This window comes from Burkholderia sp. BCC0097, assembly GCF_902832985.1.
Classification (GTDB): Bacteria; Pseudomonadota; Gammaproteobacteria; order Burkholderiales; family Burkholderiaceae; genus Burkholderia; species Burkholderia orbicola.
The window spans coordinates 669,899-686,686 of record NZ_CADFDM010000002.1; the positions used below are offsets into that span (position 1 = coordinate 669,899).

Consider the following 16,788-nt stretch of genomic DNA (forward strand, 5'->3'; position numbering starts at 1 on the left):
ATTGCACATATCGAAACCGCGCCGACGCATAAGCGTCGAACGCGGCGTCGCAGCATCGGCGCCGCTCAACTGCCGCCGGCCGTCGCCGGATCGTCGAAGAAGTAGTCGCGCCACGACTTCGGTTCGTTGCGGATCGCGCCGGTGCGATGCATGAACTGCGCGAGCGGCAGCGTGTTCTGCGGCGCGGTCTTGAACTGCACCTGCGGATTGCGCAGGATCTTCAGCAGCAGCGCGCGATCGATCTTCGACCCGTTCACGCGAATATAGGTATCGGCCGCGCGTTCCGGATCGGCCGCGATCTGCCGGGCGGCATCGGCCAGCGCGGCGACGAACGCCCGGTAGGTCTTCGGGTTGTCGTCGCGGAACTTCTCGGTCGCGTACAGCACCGTCGCGGAGCTCGGGCCGCCGAGCACGTCATACGAATTCAGCACGATGTGCGCGTTTGGGTTGCCGGCGAGTTCCTGCTCCTGGAACGGCGGATTGCCGAAGTGGCCGGTAATCACGTTGCTGTTCGCGAGAATCGCGGCCGTCGCGTCGGGATGCGGAATCGCCTGCGTGAGCGAGTCGAGCTTGTCGAACTGCTTGTCGCCCCACTGCTTCGCGGCCGCGTACTGCAGCACGCGCGACTGCACCGACACGCCGACCGCCGGCACCGCGATACGGTCCTTCGCGCTCAGGTCGGCGATCGTCTTCACGTTCGGGTTGCTGCTCACGAGGTAGTACGGAAAGTTGCCGAGCGACGCGACGCCCTTCACGTTCTGCCGGCCGCGCGTGCGGTCCCACACGGTCAGGAGCGGCCCGACGCCCGCGCCCGCGATGTCGACCGCGCCCGACAGCAGCGCGTCGTTCACGGCCGCGCCGCCCGACAACCGTACCCAGTCGACCTTGATGTCGAGGCCGGCCTTGCGCCCTTCCTTCTCGATCAGTTGCTGGTCGCGCGCGACGTTCAGCATCAGGTAGACGACGCCGAACTGCTCGGCGATGCGGATGCGGCCCTCCGCATGCGCGGCTTGCGGGATGACCACGCCCGCGAAGGCGAGCGCGGCGGTGAGCGTGGCCGCCAGCGCACGACGCGCCGGCAAGAACGAAAACGACATCGGAACTCCGGTCAGGAAGGGGCGGAAATGAATGACGCGGCGCGCGGCTCAGAAAGGCGCGTCGCCTTCGATCGTCGTGCGGTACAGCTTGCGGCGCAGATGGTCGGGCGTGCCGGCGGCGAGATGCATCAGCGAACGGTTGTCCCAGAAAACCAGATCGTGGTCGCGCCATGCGTGCCGGTACAGGTGCTCGGCGCGCACGCTGTGCGCGAACAGCTCGTCGAGCAGCGCGCGGCTTTCGTCGTCGGGCAGCCCGACGATGCGCGTCGTGAAATGCTCGCTGACGAACAGCGCCTTGCGGCCGGTTTCCGGATGGGTGCGCACGACCGGATGCACGACCGCCGCGACCTGCGCGATCTGCTCGGGCGACAGGTTCGGCCGCCACGGGCTGCGCGCCTGCAGTTCCGCATAGCGCGCGAGATACGTATGCTCGGCGCGCCGCCCTTCGACCGCGCGGCGCAGGTGCGCGGGCAGCGTATCCCATGCAAGATGCATGTTCGCGAACAGCGTGTCGCCGCCTTCGGCTGGCAGTTCCTGCGCGTGCAGCAGCGAGCCGAGGCTCGGTTTTTCCTTGTACGACAGGTCGGAATGCCAGAAATGGCCGGCATCGCCGAGCCCGACCGGCTTGCCGTTCTCGACGATGTTCGACACGATCAGCACTTCCGGGTGGCCGGCCAGCGCGAACTGGTGCAGTACATGAATCTGCAGCGGGCCGAAGCGGCGGCTGAATGCGATGTGCTCGTCCGGCGTGATGCGCTGGTCGCGAAACACCAGCACGTGGTGATCGAGATGCGCGCGATGGATGCGCGCGAAATCGTCGGCGCCGAGCGGTTGCGACAGGTTCAGGCCGATCACTTCGGCGCCGAGCGGCGCGTCGAACGGCACGATGTCGAAATGCTGCGCCGCGCCGTCCGGCCGCAAGGCGGGATGCCCGGCGGAAAGCGTTGCGGCGTCGCGGATGGCGGTAGTCGTCACGGCACGGCCCCTGATTCGGTCAAAACGCGAATCTACGAGGGCGTGCCGGCGTGCGTCAACGAAGCGATTCGGATACGTTTATCTGCTGCGGTGATAAAGATCGCTGCTCGCGCATACGGTGCCGATTGGGGGGCGGAATCGTCCAAGCGGTGTTAATGAACGGTGGCTCCGGCAGCATACAGCCGCGTCGGCCTGCACCGCGAACCGCCTAAGGCTGCCCCGCCCCACCCGACGCGCCATAGATCTGCCCGGTCACGTAGCTCGAACGCGACGAAAGCAGCTCGACGTAGATCGACGCGATCTCGGCCGGTTGCCCCGGCCGCCCCATCGGCACCTGCTCCCCGAACGTCTCCACGTTGTGCGTGGTCTGCCCGCCGCTGACCTGCAACGGCGTCCAGAACGGCCCCGGCGCGACGCCGTTGACGCGAATCCCGCGCTTGATCATCTGCTTCGCGAGCCCCTTCGTGAAATTCGCGATCGCCGCTTTCGTCATCGCGTAGTCCAGCAGGTTCGCCGACGGATCGTACGCATTGACCGACGTCGTGTTGACGATCGCCGAACCGGGCGGCATGTGCGGAATGGCGGCCCGCGTGATCCAGAACATCGCATAAAGGTTGGTGCGCAGCGTCCAGTCGAACTGCTCGGTGCTGATGTCGAGGATCGATTCGTGGCTCTGCTGGCGGCCCGCGTTGTTCACGAGAATGTCGAGCCCGCCGAGCGCGGCGACCGCCCGCTCGACGAGGCCGTTGCACGCGCCCTCGCTGCGAATGTCGACCGGCAGCGGCACCGCCTTGCGCCCCGCGCTGCGGATCAGGTCCACGACTTCGCGCGCATCGGGCTCCTCGTCGGGCAGATAGACGATCGCGACGTCCGCGCCTTCTCGGGCACAGGCAATCGCCACCGCGCGGCCGATGCCCGAGTCGCCGCCGGTGATGAGCGCCTTGCGCCCGTCGAGCCTGCCGCTGCCGCGATAGCTGCGCTCGCCGTGATCGGGGCGCGGCGTCATGCGGCCCGCGAGGCCCGGCCAGGGCTGATGCTGTTGCGGAAACGGCGCATGCGGATAAAGCGTGCGCGGATCGCGCGGCGCCGTATCGCCGGCGTCGGGCGCGCCGCCGCCCGTCTGCGCGAGCGTCGGCAGGGCGACGCTGGCGACCAGTCCGGCCGTCGTGCCCTGCACCCATTTACGGCGCGACTCGGAAACTTCGTCTGATGACATGATGGACTCCGGTGCGTGGATGGCGGAACGGAACGAGGCGTGACGATTCGGCCGGCGTCCCCGCTCCGGTGCGCTACAGCGGCCGCGGCCGGTTGCCCGAATCGTCGGGCGCGTCGTGCTCGTCCGGCCACGGCTTGCCGGTCGGGTCGTGCACCTCGGTCTGGCGCGGGTCGTCCGGCACGACCTTGCGCACCTGATCGTCGGGAATCGTGTCGAGTTCGCCGCCGCCGGGCGCATGGCCGGGGCGCGCGGTCGATTCGCCAGCGGGTGGCGGATTGCGCCGCTCCGGCGCATCGGCCGTCTCGCGCGCCGCGTCGGGCGACGCGGGGTGCTGTCCTTGACTGTCCTGGGTCATGAATTTCTCCCTGTCCTGATGGAGGCCGCGTTGCGCCATGCCACGCCGCGCGACGGGCGATGCGGCGGTCTACGACACTCCCAGCAAGCGACATGCCGTTATCGGGCTGCGTCGTCGCCCCGCCGGCCGGTCAAGCCGCTCCAGAAATTACAAGGGACGCGTCATGCGGCGCAGTAACGGCCAGACGCGCGGCCTGTCGACGCGGAAACGAAACGCGGCACGCGCGATGCTCGAAAGCGGCAGGCCGGCTGCACGCCGGCGCCCTTTCGATGCCGAGGAGGACGATGATGAGCGCGACGCACGCGACAAACGCGACACCGAACGACGACGATATGACCGACACGCCGGATATTCCGCCGCCCGAGCCCGACGACGAGCGCCACGACGACCTGCCCGACTTGCCGGACCCGACCGAAGTGGGCGAGGACGGTTAGCCGATCGCGCCGCCGCAGTGGGCGCTGCGGCCCGATCGCGCACATCGCGTCGTACGATGCGACGTGCGCCGGCCGCCCCCTACTGCTTGTTGCCCGGCTCGCGCGTACGCTCGCCGTACGTGCCGTTACCGCAATGCGGGCACTTCGGGATCGGGTGTCCCGCCTGCACGTGCGTCGATCGATGGCATTTCTCGCATCGAAAGTCGCCGGTCTTTTCCGCCTTTTCTCCTGCGTGCGCCGTCATCTTCGTCCTCCTTGCGGCTTGCTATTACCCGCGCTTCACCGCGTGCGCCGCCTTTCGCGCGCGACCTCGCCGGTCGGCACCGCATCGACGTCCTGCAGCGGCTCGCCGGGGATGCGGCGCTTCGCGGACTGGTCGGCCGGCACATCTTCTGTCTGCCCGGCACGCTCGTCCGCCGCGATGCTGCCCTCGGCGTCGAGTTGCTGCTCGGCCCGCTGCCAGTATTCGTCGGCCCTGCCGTCCGGCGCGCCGTCCGCCTGCCACAGCCGGTACGCACGCTCGCGGATCTGCGTTTCCCTGTCTTCGTTCATGTCGTTCTCCGTGTCTGCCATGGCGATCACCGATCCGTGCGGGACGGCGCAGATACCGCGGCGAACGTCGACGACATCGCGCCGTCCGCGGCGGTCGCCAGATCACCCAGCGCGACGATGCCGACCAGCCGCTTCTGCCGGTCGACCACCGGCACACGGCGGATCTGCGCGTCTTCCATCTTCTTTTGCACCGCCGACATGTCGTCGTCCCCGTAACACCAGTTCGCGGGCCCGCTGACGACGCCCTCCACCGGCTCGTCCGGCGGCACGCCCATCGACACCGCGCGCACGACGATGTCCCGGTCCGTCAGCATGCCGATCAGCCGCGTGCCGTCGCAGACGGGCAGCGCGCCGACGTTCAGGTCGCTCATCAGCCGGGCCGCCTCGCGCAGGCTCTGCGTCGGGCCGATGGTCGCGGCGTCGCGTGTCATCACTTCCGATACACGTGTCATGTTTCGCTCCTTGATGAACCGCCCACGGCGGCCTGCTGCACGAGCATCGCGCGTTCCGGCCGCCGCCCGCGTCAGTTCTCCGTCGAGCCGCGGACCGACGTCAGGCCGGCCGATTCGACGATTCGCATCAGTTGCTTCAGCATCACGTCGGCGCCGGCCGCTTCGCGCCACTGCACGAACAGTTCTTCCTCGCGCACCCGGGCGGCCGTTTCGCAAAAGCTTTTCGTCCGGCATGTGAAGCCCGCATCGCGCAGCTTCGCGGCCAGTTGTTCGCGCACGGCCGAGCTCGGCGGATATTCGATCGTGACCAGCGCGGTCCTGACGCCGCGCAGGCGCCGCTCGACGAACCGCAGCGGCCAGACGACCAGCAGCGCGAGCACCAGTCCGAGCACGCCGAGCGACAACTGGCCGCCGCCGATGCATAGCCCGATGACCGTCACGAACCACAGCGTCGCGGCCGTGGTGACGCCCGACACCAGGCCGTCGCGATGCAGGATCGCGCCGCCGCCGATGAAGCCCATCCCGGTCAGGATGCCGAGCGGCAGCCGCATCAGGTCGAGTACCGAGAACGCGCCCTCCGGCTTGCCCGCCTGCAGCAGCAGCGCGTTGACCTGCAGCATCGACAGGCACGCGGCGAGGCAGACGAGAATCGTCGTGCGCAGGCCGGCCGTCTTGCCGGATTCGCTGCGGTCGACACCGATCAGCCCGCCGGCGACGAGCGCCAGCGCGATCCTGACGAGCACGTCGTGCCACTGCAGTACGAGCGGCATCGGTTCCATACGCCCTCCCGTGCAAATCGTCATGAGTCGGGGCGCGAACGCCGCCGACGACGCTTGTCGATCGCAAGGATCGGGCCTGCTTTCCGGGTGCGACGGCGCGTGTAGCGTGTCGGGGGAAATTGTAGAAAGGGGCGTTCTGCGGGCAGCGTGCCGCGGTGGCGAAGGGTTCGGGCCGACTCTGTTCGCGGAACGATCGAGGATCGTCGCTCGGCGCGCGGAACGGCCGCGGACGGACTGCCGAGGCGGACATCCAGCGGGCGCCGTCGTCGGCGTGGCCGGTGTGGCGCGTGCAAAGGTGCCACGGCCCCCGCCTTCTCCGTATCCGATCGGATACGAACATCGTCACAGCCATCCTTTCTCGGCGATCCGTTCCCAGTCGGGAACGAAATAAAGATGCAGCTTGCGGGATCCGCCGTTCGTTCCCGTACGAATACGAATTGCTGCCGAATCCGGTGAGGTATGCAATACTGTTCCCGATCAGATACGAAGCACGGAGAACGTCATGTCGGAGTCCCAATCCGTCGACACGATCGGCGCGCTCGCCCACTTCATTCGCGCGGCGCGGATCCAGCAGGGGTTCACGCGGGACGAGCTCGCGAACGCGACCGGGCTGTCGCCGAAATTCATCAGCCAGGTGGAAGCCGGCAAGCCGACCGCGCAAATCGGCAAGGTCATGCTGCTGCTGAGTGAGCTCGGCGTGCGGCTGTATGCCGAGTCGTCGATCGAGATCTCCGAAGCCACCGCGCTGAAGGCCGCGCAACGCCGCAGGAGCAGCCATGGCGGCTAGAACGCTGATCGCATCCGCGAACGGCGTGCGCATGGGCACGCTGACAGACGACAAGGGGATCTGGTCGTTCGCGTACGACCCGCAATGGCTCGCGTCACCCGTCGCATATCCGCTGTCGCCGGCGTTTGCGCTGCGCGCGGGTGTGTTCACCGACACGTCGACCGATCGCCCGGTCCAGTGGTTCTTCGACAACCTGCTGCCCGAGGAAGGCATGCGCACGTCGCTCGCGCGCGAGGCGAAGGTCGATGCGGCCGACGCGTGGGGCCTGCTCGCATACTTCGGCCGCGAATCGGCCGGCGCGCTGACGCTGCTGGCCGATGGCGAGCAGGAAACGCCCGGCGGCCTGCAGCCGCTGTCGCTCGACGAGCTCGAGCGCCGGATCCAGGCGATGCCCGAGCGCGCGCTGACCGCCACCGCGCCCAAGCGCATGTCGGCGGCCGGCGCGCAGCAGAAGCTGCTGTTGGTGTTGCGCGGCGATGCGCCCGACTACGCGCTGTTCGAGCCGGTCGGCAGCGAGCCGTCGATGCACCTGCTCAAACCCGACATGCGCGCGGCCGGCTATCCGCATTCGGCGATCAACGAGTTCTTCTGCATGCGGCTCGCGAAGAAGATGGGGCTCGACGTGCCGGACGTGCATTTCCTGCGTGCGCCGTCCGCCTGCTACGTGATCGACCGGTTCGACCGCGACATCGCGTCCAAACCGGCCGGGCGCGTGCATACGATCGACGCGATGCAGTTGCTCAACTACGACCGCGGTTTCAAGTACCAGCGGGCGAATGCGCAGGAGCTCGCCCGCGCGATCGACCGCACCAGCACGCGCGCACTGACACGCCTGTCGGTGTTCCGCTGGACTGTGTTCAACGTGGTGGTCGGCAATGCCGACGCGCACCTGAAGAATCTGTCGTTCTTCGTCGACGCGCGCGGCTACCGGCTCGCGCCGTTCTACGACATCGTCAGCACGGTCGTGTATCACACGCCGACGCACCGGCCCGACCATCGCGGCGATCACTGGCCGCACTGCGAACTGACGATGCCGCTCGGGAATGCGACGCGGTTCGCCGATATCGACGCGAATGCGCTGGTCGCGTTCGGTCAGGCGCTCGGGCTCAGGGAGAAAGCAGCCGCCAGCGAACTGCAGCGCTTTCTCGAGCCACTCGATCGTCACGTCGAGCAGACGCTCGATGAAGTGCGAAACATCGCGCATCCGGACGCCGGGGAAATGCGGTTGCTGAATTCGATCACCGCGATGCCGATCGCGGAGATGGGGCGCGCGCTGCGGCAGGCGCGCGGATAGCTTGCCGCGCGCGAGTATCGAACCGCCGCCGATACCCGCGCGCCGCCCGGCCCGGCGAATACCTGAGCGTCAGCCCCGCGCCGCAAAGGCATCGACACCCGTCGCTGCCGCGGACCACGCCCACAGCCGCGCCGCCGCCTCCGGATCGATCGCATGCGGCCGCACGCCCGACTCCTCGTCGCCCCGGGTCACCGCCGCGACATCGCAATCCTCGCAATAGACGCCGCCGAGATCGGCCAGGCGCGGCGACGTCGCCGCCCAAACCTGGGTTGCCGCCCCCTGCGCGGGCGTCTTGAACGTCGGATCGATCGGCTCGCCGTGTTCGTCGACCCAGCCCTGCGCCATCATTTCCTCGCGCGTCAGATGGCGCTGCAGCGGCGTCGCGATCTTGCCGGGATGCAGCGAATACGCGCGGACGCCAAATGGCGCGCCGAGCACGTCGAGTTGCACCGCGAACAACGCATTGGCGGTTTTCGACTGCCCGTACGCCAGCCATTTGTCGTAACCGCGCGCGAAATCGATATCGTCCCAGCGGATCGGCGACAGCCGGTGCCCGAGCGACGACACCGCGACCACGCGAGCGCCGTCGCCATGCGCGAGCGCCGGCCACAGGCGGTTGACGAGCGCGTAGTGACCGAGGTGATTGACGGCCAGCTGCGCTTCCCGACCGTCGCCCAAGCGAGTCTCCGGGCACGCCATGATGCCCGCGCTGTTGATGACGATATGCACGTGGCGTCCCGCATCGACAAACCGCGCGGTGAATGCGGCCACGCTGGCTGGGTCCGCAAGTTCGAGCGCCGCGATCTCCACGCCAGCGATGCCGTGCGTCGCCTCGCGCGCGGCCGCGACGCTCCGTGCGCCGACGACGACGTGCGCACCGGCCTGCGCCAGCGCCCGCGTGGTTTCGAGGCCGAGACCCGAATGGCCACCCGTGACGATGGCGGTCTTGCCGTGCAAATCGAGGCCGGCCAGGACGTCGCTCGCCGTCGAGGCGGCGTCGAATCCGGAATGAAGGGGATGCTGCCTGCTCGTCATCGAAAGCTCCAGAAACGGTGCGCGAAGCACGCGGCCGCCCATCGGCCGCGTCACTGCACGAACACATTCTCCGGCCGCGCATCCGGACTGTGAATGCAATAGAATCCGGTTTTTCGTCGAGATCGTCCGGGGAATGCGCGTGGACCCGCTATCGGAAGTGCTGTCGCTGCTGGAAACGCGCGACTCGTTTTTCACCGGCCTGCGCGCCGGCGGCCCGTGGGCGGTCGACCTTCCCCCGCCCGACGGGATCAAGTTCAACGCGGTGGTCGAAGGCAGTTGCTGGTTGACCGTCGACGGTGCGGGGCCCCCTGTTCGGCTGCGCACGGGAGACTGCTTCCTGCTCGCCGCGCCACGGGCATTTTCGCTGGCGAGCGATCCGTCGGTCGCGCCGGTGCCGGCCGCCGACGTGTACCGGCATGTCGAACGCGGTATCGCGCACTATGGCGAGCCGGCCGACTGCTTTCTGATCGGCGGCCGCTTCGCGTACGAGGAACGCATGCCGCTGCTGCTCGGCAGCCTGCCGCCCGTGGTGATCGTGAGCGGCGATTCCGAACCGGCGGCGGTGCTGCGCTGGTCGCTGCAGCAGCTCGCACGGGAATTCGGCGCGTCGTCGCCGGGCGGGTCGCTGATGGTTCGACATCTCGGACACATGATGCTGGTGCAGATCCTGCGGCGCTACGTGGACGCCGGCGCGAACGGCGATGTCGGGTGGCTGGCCGGGTTCGCGGATGCGCGGGTCAGCGCGGCGCTGGCCGCGATTCACGCGGCGCCCGAGCGGCGCTGGACCGTCGACGCACTGGCGGCCTGCTGCCACGTGTCGCGTTCGACGTTCGCGCTGCATTTCAAGCGGCGGTTGGGGTTCGGGCCGCTCGAATACGTGCTGCGGTGGCGGATACAACTGGCGATGCGCGAACTGCGCCGCTCGAACGCGTCGATCTCGGCAATCGCGCAGCGGCTCGGCTACGACTCGGATAGCGCGTTCGGCCATGCGTTCAAGCGCATCGTGGGCTGCTCGCCGCGCGCCTATCGTCATGACGTGACGAAGGAACCGGGTAACTAGCGTCGTGACCGCCCTCGTCGGGCACGCGATGTGGCGATTTCATCAACGCCACGCATTCGCATCACGACCATCGGGATAAGTATTCTTATCACAATGGATCTATTTCAATTCAAAACTCGGCCGTGAGGCAATGCGTCGGCGCATCACCCGCGGGTATGCCGCAATTCCCCGTCGATGTGCTGCGGCAGCCTCAGCAGGTTGAAGATCGGACACACCTGCTCCACCGCCTGATGCAATGCACGGATCGCCTCCGGCGGCTCCGGCGACACGATGTCCAGCGTATAGCGGAGGTTGTGCGGGAATACCGGCACATGCTCGAACCCCGGCTGCTGCGCGAGCGGATGCTGATCGCCGGTGACTTCGACTTCGATCGCGTCGATCTTCAGCCCCCGCTCCGCGGCCTGGATCAACGTGATGTGCGTGAGGCAACTGCCGAGCACGCCTAGTTGCAGTTCCGGCGATGCAGGCCCGAGGTTGTAGCCCGCGAAATCAGGCGGACTATCGCTGATCACCTGGAAATCGCGAATCCGGATCTCGCGCACGCCGCTGCGACCAAGCGCGCGCACGGTCGCCTTCAGCGGCGTCGCCTTGAAATCTGGATCGTTGCGGGCGGCCTGCTGCTTCGCGTGCCACGCATCGCGCTTTTGCGCGAGATAGTCGTTCAGGGTCGTCATGGTCGCTCGCCGATCTCCAGGCCGAACACGGCACCGCGATGCTGTTCATCTCGCATGACCTGGGCGTGGTGCATCACGTGGCCGACCGGATTCTCGTGATGCGACGCGGCCGCGTGGTCGAAAGCGGGCAGGTCACGCAGGTATTCGACGCGCCGTCGCACCCGTATACCGCGTCGCTTCTCGACGCACTGCCCACGCTGCCCGGCGGCACGGTTACCGCCCCGACGCTCACCGCGCTCGCATGACGGCTGCCTGCCACGGTCGAACCGCCGCGTTGAGCTGATCGACCGCCGGTGCTCGCCGTCAAGTCCGCTTCGGCGCGATCACGCGCGATCGAACCGCCTGGCCCCCGCGCGGCAACCGCGCGTCAGCGCCCGATCGGCAACCCGGTCGGCTCGATCCAGCCGAGCTTGTACGCGATCAGCAGCGACAGGAACAGCGTGACCGACAAGCCGACGCGCGCGGCGAGCGACCACGCCATCCGCTTGGACTTGCCGCGATCGTGATTCATGAAGTACAGCGCGAAGATCAGGCTCGCGATGATCATCGCGAATGCCACAGAAACCAGCAGGGTTTTCATTGCCGTTGCCTTTGAAGATCCGAATCGGCCTGAATCAGTTCGGCCAGTTTTTGCCGCTCGTCGGCGACGCCGCCGACGCCCGACGCCGGCCAGTCCAGCGCGACGCCGTTGCCCAGCGAATCGCGCACCAGCGCCTGGTAGCGCCGGTCGTTGATCGTGCCGTGCTCCATCGTGTCCGAGATCTCGCGCCTAAACGGCAGCGGGAAACTCGCGTACGCGCGCGACAGCGCCGCGTATTGTCTCGCATCGATCTCTTTCGACGATGGTATGACAGTCCAGATCACCACGGCGACGATGGCCGTGAACGGGATCGCCGTGTAGCGAAGGATGAACTTGATCGGGGTCATGAAGCGGTGGGCAGAAGGGAATCGCAGGCGCGCGCCGCGCCGCGGCGAAACAGCCGGACGATGGCGCATTGCACTATTGTACTGAAAGCACCATCCGGCCAACAGAGTATGATAATGACATTATCATGTTCATCACATGATTCGACAGCCCTGTATCCGGTGCAAGCGGCGTGCCCGTCACGCGGTCCGGCACCGGTTTTCCGCCTGTGCCCGCGAATCCGCGACGATCGAGCGAAGCCCTTATGCCAGCGCAGTACTTTCGAAACCTGACGGGAAAACACCGCAGCGCAACCGCGAACCGCCAGCTCGGGTTTTCGCTCGCGTTCGTCGCCGGCGCGGCCAATGCCGGCGGCTTTCTCGCGGTCAAGCAATACACGTCGCACATGAGCGGCATCGTGTCGGCGATCGCCGACCAGACGGCGCTCGGCGACGTGCGGCTCGCGCTCGCCGGCATCAGCTCGCTGGGGTCGTTCCTGATCGGCGCCAGTTGCTCGGCGATCCTCGTCAACTGGGGGCGCCGCCAGGGCCTGCACAGCCAGTTCATGCTGCCGCTGCTGGTCGAAGCCGCGCTGCTGTTGCTGTTCGGGCTGCTCGGCAGCCACCTCGCGCTGTGGGAAACGTTCTTCGTGCCGGTGACCGTGACGCTGCTGTGCTTCATCATGGGGCTGCAGAACGCGACGATCACGAAGCTGTCCGGCGCGGAAATCCGCACGACGCACATCACGGGCATCGTGACCGACCTCGGCATCGAGCTCGGGAAGCTGTTCTACTGGAACCGCTCGGCCATCGACGTCGACGCGCACGCGGTGATCGCCAACCGTTCGAAACTGCGGATACACGCGACGATGCTCGCGTCGTTCTTCGTCGGCGGCCTGGCCGGCGCCATCGGCTTCAAGCATGTGGGCTACGTGTCGACCGTGCCGCTCGCCGCGGTGCTCGTCACGCTCGCCATCGTGCCGGTGATCGACGACCTGCTCGCGCTGCTGCGCGGCCAACGCTGATGGTGCGCCACGGGCCGTGCGCGCGGTGCGTGCGCGGTAACGCCGAAAGCGGATCGATTATAATTTGATTAACATACCGACCACCCTCGCCCCGTCATGGAAACGAAAACCGCCCGCCTGACCGTCCTGATCGATCCCGCGAAGAAGGAAGCCTTCGAGATGCTCTGCGCGGAGCAGGATCTTACGCCGTCGCAAGTCGTCCGGCAGTTGATCCGCGAATATCTCGACCGGCACGGCGTCACGTACAAGACCCGCAGCGCGATCGGCAAGCGTGTGAAGTAAGCGCGGCCGTCAAGGCCGCGTGGCGCCGGCCGGGCACCCCGGCACCTCGGCACTGTTACGCGCCGATCTCCCAACGTTCGTGCGATTGCGCACGCCACACCAGCCGCCGCGGATCGATGCCCTCGCCGTGCTTCATGCGCCGCGCGGTGGCAGCGAGCTTCAGTTCGCCGGCCTGCGGGCAGGCGAGCGCCCGCTCCAGCAGGATACGCAACGACGGCAGCCGGCTGCCGTCCTTCCACGCGAAGGCAACGAAGTTGTTGTCGTCGCCACACGGCACCAGCGCATACGACGAACCGAATACCGATCGCAGTTGCTCGAGGTGCTCCGGCAAGGCCGGATCGTCGTCCATGAAGTTGATCGCGAGCACGCCGGATTCGCTCAGGCGCGCGCGGCACATATCGAGGAATGTGCCGCCCGTACAGCGCCCGCGCCTCCCGTCGGCGACGAACGCGTCGTGCAGGATCACGTCCGTCCGGACGTCCGCCCGCTCGAGATGATCCGCGCCGTCCGCGCATATCACGCGAAAGCGCGCATCATCGGCAGGAATCCTGAACACGTCGCGCAGCGCGATCACGTCCGGATTGATTTCGACCGCGTCGAGCGTCGTGCCGGGCAGGTGGCGGTGGCAGTACTTCGCGAGCGACCCGCCGCCGAGCCCAAGCATGCAGATATGTGCAGGCTCGGCCTGCAACAGCAGAAAACCCATCATCACGCGCGTATAACCGAGCGCGAGCCGCACCGGATCGCGCAGCGACATGAAGCTCTGGGTGCCGAAATGATCGAAGTGCAGCGAGACCGCGTGCTGCGTCTCCAGCACGAACGGCCGGCCGTCGTTCAGCGGCGTCGCCAGGAACCTGACGAACGCGTCGTAGGAAGTTCGATCCTCGGCCATGTGCGGGTAACCGGTTGAAGAGGCGGCGGATGAAAACGCGGATGCAGCGGCTGCCTGAACCGTGCGCTCAGACCTTCTTCAGATAGCACGCCTTCAGCATGAAGCCGCCCATGTCGGTCTTGCAGTCGACTTCATGATCGCCGCCGACGAGCCGGATGCTCTTGACCTTGGTGCCCATTTTCAGCGTGATCGACGAACCCTTTACGCGCAGGTCCTTGATCAGCACGACCGAATCGCCGTCCGACAGCACGTTGCCGTTGGCGTCCTTGACGACGTCGCCGGCCGGTTCGTCGCCAGCCTCGGCGCCGGCGTCGACCGACCATTCATGACCGCAGTCCGCGCACACGGTCAGCGCGCCATCCGGGTAAGTGTTTTCCATCGCGCATTGCGGGCAGGCGGGGGCATTCATTGCAGCTTCCATTGGGGAGAGGTTCGGGTCGATCGACGATGCCGGGCGAGCAGGTCGCATGCCCGGATGCGCCGCCACGCGGCCGCCGGCAGTGCCGAGGCCGCCATCGGCGCACACGGCATTATAATGCAATTCACATGATCTGCCCGATGCATTATAATCACCCACTTTCCGACAATCCGCGCACTTGAAGGCGCCTTCGCAGCGGATGTCGGCATGTTCGCGCCGAATGGCGCGCGCACTCCGCCCGGCCGGCGCCCCGCGACCCTGCGGGAAATCGCGCCATGCCGGCCGCCCGATGTCCGCAACCCGCGCGCAACCGTGCAGGTCGCACGCCGCTCCGCCCACCTGTCCGGAGGCTTTCCAGCATCGTGGCAACTGTTGTGTACGTTCAAATCGGCCCCGCATGGAACCGTAATCGGGGCCGCGCCGCGCGCGACGCGACCGTCGACGCGGCACGCCGTTTCGACAGCGATATCCAGCTGATCGCGAACGGGCACGGCAGCAACGCGAAAGACAGCGGCGCGATCGCGTCGCTGCAGGTTCACGGCGGCACGTCGGCCCAGGTGCTCGCCACCGGCCCCGACGAGGAGGCGGCGCTGCAGGCGCTGTTGCCGTTGCTGCAAGCAGGCTGACGCGTGCGCCGCCGATCCAGCGGCCACGCGCCGTCCATCCCGAAACGCCATTTCCCGAGGAAGCGATGAACGACAATCTCACGTCCAACACCCCCAACCTGTCGGCCTCCGCGATCTGGGCGCTCGAACGCCTCGCCGATGTTCGCTACGGCCGCGATGCGCCGGCGCTCGGCTGGTCGATCGCGCGGGAGCTCGTCAGCGCCGGGTTCGTCAGCCATCCCCCGCACGGCCGCTCCGGCGCGTCGATCACGGCCGAAGGGCGTTCCTTCCTGAAAAGCCGCAAGTAACGCCCCTCCGGGACGGGCACGATCGAACGTCATGCGCCGACGCGGGCGGGGCATTGTGCCCCGCTCGCCGTTTACGCGGTATCGTACGGAGCCCAAGCGCGGCAGCCGTGCCGCCTTCCCTCATGGAACGCCCGATGACATTCAGCGCCGTGCCACCCGTCTCGTCCCCGCCCGTTCTCGACACGCCACGCCTGATTCTCGAAGGCCATCCGCTCGGCGACTTCGACGCACTCGCCGCGATGTGGGCGGAGCCCGGCGTCGTCGCGCACATCTTCAACGGCACGCCCTCCACACCGCGCGACTCGTGGATGCGCATGCTCGCGTATCGCGGGCTGTGGCCGCTGCTCGGCTATGGCTACTGGGCGATTCGCGAAAAGGCGTCGGGCCGTTATGTCGGCGATCTCGGCTTCGCGGATTTTCATCGGAACATCGAGCCGCCGATTCGCGGCGTGCCGGAAGCCGGCTGGGCGCTGGCGACATGGTCGCAGGGAAATGGCTACGCGACCGAGGCGCTCGCGGCCGCGCTCGCATGGCTCGATGCACAGCAGCGGTTCGAGCGCAGTGTGTGCCTGATCGCGCCGACCAACGTCGCCTCGATCCGGGTCGCTGAGAAAGCCGGTTACGGCGAGCCGCGGCGCATCCGCTTCAACGACGCCGATTCGCTTTTGTTTTCGCGCAAGTGCCGGTAAGCGCGGCGAACCGGCAGCCGGGTCAGTCGGCGACCGGTTCGTAGCAATGCATGAAGAGGCCGTCTTCCATCGGCCAGCAGTTGCCGCACTCATCGCGCAGAATCCAGTCGCCCGGCTTCACCGACCGCCAGCCTTCCGGCGTCGCGACCGCCCACCTGCCGTGACGGCGCTCTACCCGTTCATGGTCGCCCTCGGCGAACCATCGTGTTGCATCGACCTGACTCGCGCGTTTTCTGAATCTCATACCACCACCGAAGGAAACGAATCTCAATGTCGCGTTGCCGGGGCGCCGGCCTCGAGCGACCGCTGCCGCACTCTCAGCGCGTTCGTTGCCGCGCGGGTTGCGTGCAACGCCGTCCAGCCCTCCGCGACGAGCGCCTCCAGCGTTTCGCGCGCGGCGGTGGAAATCCGGACATCGATTTCCTGCACTTTCATCAGCGCCGACATGACCTCGTCCGGTTGATCGGGTGCAAGCGCAACGATGAATGCCGAACGCATCTCGGCAGCGCGGACGGCCTCGCTCCAGTCGGCGCGCGCCACCGCGGCTTCGATCGCGTGCGTGAGTGCATCGAGACTCAGGACGACTTGCAACGGCGTCATTTCGCTCCCCCGTGAATCCCGTGAATCATTCGTCTTGTCCGCTTGCCGGCCCGTCGCGAGCCGCTGCAGCATCGATCCGACCCGCGCGCATCCCGGTTCCGCACGCGAGCAGCCTGACTCGACGTGTCGTCGAAACCGACGGTCGACGTAACCGGAGAGCAGATGCCATCGCAGTATGCGAGGCGCGTAAGTCAGGTTCGGGAATTGTAGGGACCGAGACGCGCCAACGTCGGTAATATTTTGTAATGATATGTCGACTAACCTTGCCTCGCCTGGGTTCGGCCGGTGCAAGCGAGGTTCGCCGACGCCGGATTGGCGCAAACGTTTTCGTCTGAAGGATGCCCGCTCGCGCATCA

25 protein-coding genes and 1 pseudogene are annotated in these 16,788 nt (G+C 67.2%); 10 read left to right on the top strand and 16 right to left on the bottom strand.

Annotation, left to right across the window (positions count from 1 at the left end; all coding sequences use genetic code 11):
• Positions 1 to 65: 65 nt before the first annotated feature.
• From HWX07_RS08235 to HWX07_RS08250, 4 genes are all read right to left on the bottom strand, one after another.
• Positions 66 to 1,097, bottom strand: coding sequence for an ABC transporter substrate-binding protein (locus HWX07_RS08235; RefSeq protein WP_175875921.1), 1,032 nt, complete (start codon positions 1,095 to 1,097; stop codon positions 66 to 68).
• Between the two features lie 48 nt (positions 1,098 to 1,145).
• Positions 1,146 to 2,072, bottom strand: a complete 927-nt coding sequence (locus HWX07_RS08240; RefSeq protein ID WP_124548865.1) for a TauD/TfdA family dioxygenase — start codon at positions 2,070 to 2,072, stop codon at positions 1,146 to 1,148.
• A 208-nt stretch (positions 2,073 to 2,280) separates the two neighbouring features.
• Positions 2,281 to 3,288, bottom strand: a complete 1,008-nt coding sequence (locus HWX07_RS08245; protein ID WP_175875922.1) for an SDR family oxidoreductase — start codon at positions 3,286 to 3,288, stop codon at positions 2,281 to 2,283.
• Positions 3,289 to 3,361: 73 nt separating this feature from the next.
• Positions 3,362 to 3,643, bottom strand: a complete 282-nt coding sequence (locus HWX07_RS08250) for a hypothetical protein (protein WP_175875923.1) — start codon at positions 3,641 to 3,643, stop codon at positions 3,362 to 3,364.
• Positions 3,644 to 3,930: 287 nt separating this feature from the next.
• On the opposite strand from HWX07_RS08250, the gene HWX07_RS08255 reads away from it, so the two are divergent.
• Positions 3,931 to 4,077 carry a hypothetical protein gene (locus HWX07_RS08255; protein WP_175875924.1) on the top strand — a complete coding sequence of 49 codons (147 nt, stop codon included), beginning with the start codon at positions 3,931 to 3,933 and terminating at the stop codon, positions 4,075 to 4,077.
• Between the two features lie 79 nt (positions 4,078 to 4,156).
• Here HWX07_RS08255 and HWX07_RS08260 read toward each other — a convergent pair whose 3' ends face one another.
• From HWX07_RS08260 to HWX07_RS08275, 4 genes are all read right to left on the bottom strand, one after another.
• On the bottom strand, positions 4,157 to 4,321 hold the full coding sequence (locus HWX07_RS08260) for a hypothetical protein (RefSeq protein WP_023476606.1): 165 nt from the start codon (positions 4,319 to 4,321) through the stop codon (positions 4,157 to 4,159).
• A gap of 35 nt (positions 4,322 to 4,356) precedes the next feature.
• The gene (locus HWX07_RS08265) at positions 4,357 to 4,629 is read right to left on the bottom strand and encodes a DUF2934 domain-containing protein (RefSeq protein ID WP_175875925.1); all 273 of its coding nucleotides are present in this window, start codon (positions 4,627 to 4,629) and stop codon (positions 4,357 to 4,359) included.
• 26 nt (positions 4,630 to 4,655) lie between these two features.
• Positions 4,656 to 5,081 carry a CBS domain-containing protein gene (locus tag HWX07_RS08270; protein ID WP_175875926.1) on the bottom strand — a complete coding sequence of 142 codons (426 nt, stop codon included), beginning with the start codon at positions 5,079 to 5,081 and terminating at the stop codon, positions 4,656 to 4,658.
• 71 nt (positions 5,082 to 5,152) lie between these two features.
• A complete protein-coding gene (locus tag HWX07_RS08275; protein WP_175875927.1) occupies positions 5,153 to 5,860 on the bottom strand; it encodes an MgtC/SapB family protein in 708 nt (235 codons plus the stop codon).
• Positions 5,861 to 6,362: 502 nt separating this feature from the next.
• Between HWX07_RS08275 and HWX07_RS08280 the strand changes: the two genes are divergently transcribed.
• Together HWX07_RS08280 and HWX07_RS08285 are read left to right on the top strand one after the other, a co-directional pair.
• The gene (locus HWX07_RS08280) at positions 6,363 to 6,647 is read left to right on the top strand and encodes a helix-turn-helix transcriptional regulator (RefSeq protein WP_077179802.1); all 285 of its coding nucleotides are present in this window, start codon (positions 6,363 to 6,365) and stop codon (positions 6,645 to 6,647) included.
• Positions 6,637 to 7,941: a HipA domain-containing protein gene (locus HWX07_RS08285; RefSeq protein WP_175875928.1), complete on the top strand. Its 1,305-nt coding sequence runs from the start codon at positions 6,637 to 6,639 to the stop codon at positions 7,939 to 7,941. Before HWX07_RS08280 ends, HWX07_RS08285 begins: the two co-directional genes overlap by 11 nt.
• Before the next feature lie 69 nt (positions 7,942 to 8,010).
• On the opposite strand, the gene HWX07_RS08290 is transcribed toward HWX07_RS08285, so the two are convergent.
• On the bottom strand, positions 8,011 to 8,976 hold the full coding sequence (locus HWX07_RS08290; protein ID WP_175875929.1) for an SDR family NAD(P)-dependent oxidoreductase: 966 nt from the start codon (positions 8,974 to 8,976) through the stop codon (positions 8,011 to 8,013).
• 139 nt (positions 8,977 to 9,115) lie between these two features.
• On the opposite strand from HWX07_RS08290, the gene HWX07_RS08295 reads away from it, so the two are divergent.
• A complete protein-coding gene (locus tag HWX07_RS08295; protein ID WP_175766455.1) occupies positions 9,116 to 10,036 on the top strand; it encodes an AraC family transcriptional regulator in 921 nt (306 codons plus the stop codon).
• 143 nt (positions 10,037 to 10,179) lie between these two features.
• Here HWX07_RS08295 and HWX07_RS08300 read toward each other — a convergent pair whose 3' ends face one another.
• The gene (locus HWX07_RS08300; RefSeq protein ID WP_175875930.1) at positions 10,180 to 10,710 is read right to left on the bottom strand and encodes an OsmC family protein; all 531 of its coding nucleotides are present in this window, start codon (positions 10,708 to 10,710) and stop codon (positions 10,180 to 10,182) included.
• Positions 10,711 to 10,715: 5 nt separating this feature from the next.
• Between HWX07_RS08300 and HWX07_RS08305 the strand changes: the two are divergent.
• Positions 10,716 to 10,955, top strand: a pseudogene (locus tag HWX07_RS08305) (ABC transporter ATP-binding protein); the annotation flags it as partial.
• A 122-nt stretch (positions 10,956 to 11,077) separates the two neighbouring features.
• Here the strand turns inward: HWX07_RS08305 and HWX07_RS08310 are convergent.
• Positions 11,078 to 11,290 (bottom strand): twin transmembrane helix small protein, encoded by a 213-nt coding sequence (locus HWX07_RS08310; protein ID WP_006489184.1) that lies wholly within the window; start codon positions 11,288 to 11,290, stop codon positions 11,078 to 11,080.
• Positions 11,287 to 11,637, bottom strand: coding sequence for a hypothetical protein (locus HWX07_RS08315; RefSeq protein ID WP_006489163.1), 351 nt, complete (start codon positions 11,635 to 11,637; stop codon positions 11,287 to 11,289). The genes HWX07_RS08310 and HWX07_RS08315 overlap by 4 nt, the downstream gene beginning before the upstream one ends.
• 242 nt (positions 11,638 to 11,879) lie before the next feature.
• Here HWX07_RS08315 and HWX07_RS08320 point away from each other — a divergent pair, with 242 nt between their 5' ends.
• Positions 11,880 to 12,638 carry a YoaK family protein gene (locus HWX07_RS08320; protein WP_175875931.1) on the top strand — a complete coding sequence of 253 codons (759 nt, stop codon included), beginning with the start codon at positions 11,880 to 11,882 and terminating at the stop codon, positions 12,636 to 12,638.
• A 96-nt stretch (positions 12,639 to 12,734) separates the two neighbouring features.
• Positions 12,735 to 12,920: a ribbon-helix-helix protein, CopG family gene (locus HWX07_RS08325; RefSeq protein ID WP_006489181.1), complete on the top strand. Its 186-nt coding sequence runs from the start codon at positions 12,735 to 12,737 to the stop codon at positions 12,918 to 12,920.
• Positions 12,921 to 12,975: 55 nt separating this feature from the next.
• Here HWX07_RS08325 and HWX07_RS08330 read toward each other — a convergent pair whose 3' ends face one another.
• Together HWX07_RS08330 and HWX07_RS08335 are read right to left on the bottom strand one after the other, a co-directional pair.
• On the bottom strand, positions 12,976 to 13,812 hold the full coding sequence (locus tag HWX07_RS08330) for a spermidine synthase (protein WP_175875932.1): 837 nt from the start codon (positions 13,810 to 13,812) through the stop codon (positions 12,976 to 12,978).
• 67 nt (positions 13,813 to 13,879) lie between these two features.
• On the bottom strand, positions 13,880 to 14,221 hold the full coding sequence (locus HWX07_RS08335) for a zinc ribbon domain-containing protein YjdM (RefSeq protein ID WP_175875933.1): 342 nt from the start codon (positions 14,219 to 14,221) through the stop codon (positions 13,880 to 13,882).
• 371 nt (positions 14,222 to 14,592) lie between these two features.
• Here HWX07_RS08335 and HWX07_RS08340 point away from each other — a divergent pair, with 371 nt between their 5' ends.
• From HWX07_RS08340 to HWX07_RS08350, 3 genes are all read left to right on the top strand, one after another.
• On the top strand, positions 14,593 to 14,856 hold the full coding sequence (locus HWX07_RS08340) for an HPr family phosphocarrier protein (RefSeq protein WP_027806245.1): 264 nt from the start codon (positions 14,593 to 14,595) through the stop codon (positions 14,854 to 14,856).
• A 65-nt stretch (positions 14,857 to 14,921) separates the two neighbouring features.
• Positions 14,922 to 15,143, top strand: a complete 222-nt coding sequence (locus HWX07_RS08345; protein ID WP_011545483.1) for a hypothetical protein — start codon at positions 14,922 to 14,924, stop codon at positions 15,141 to 15,143.
• A gap of 122 nt (positions 15,144 to 15,265) precedes the next feature.
• Positions 15,266 to 15,832, top strand: coding sequence for a GNAT family N-acetyltransferase (locus HWX07_RS08350; protein ID WP_175875934.1), 567 nt, complete (start codon positions 15,266 to 15,268; stop codon positions 15,830 to 15,832).
• A gap of 22 nt (positions 15,833 to 15,854) precedes the next feature.
• Here the strand turns inward: HWX07_RS08350 and HWX07_RS08355 are convergent, their stop codons facing one another.
• Together HWX07_RS08355 and HWX07_RS08360 are read right to left on the bottom strand one after the other, a co-directional pair.
• Positions 15,855 to 16,076, bottom strand: a complete 222-nt coding sequence (locus HWX07_RS08355) for a hypothetical protein (RefSeq protein ID WP_175766438.1) — start codon at positions 16,074 to 16,076, stop codon at positions 15,855 to 15,857.
• Between the two features lie 23 nt (positions 16,077 to 16,099).
• The gene (locus HWX07_RS08360) at positions 16,100 to 16,504 is read right to left on the bottom strand and encodes a hypothetical protein (RefSeq protein ID WP_175875935.1); all 405 of its coding nucleotides are present in this window, start codon (positions 16,502 to 16,504) and stop codon (positions 16,100 to 16,102) included.
• Positions 16,505 to 16,788 lie beyond the last annotated feature (284 nt).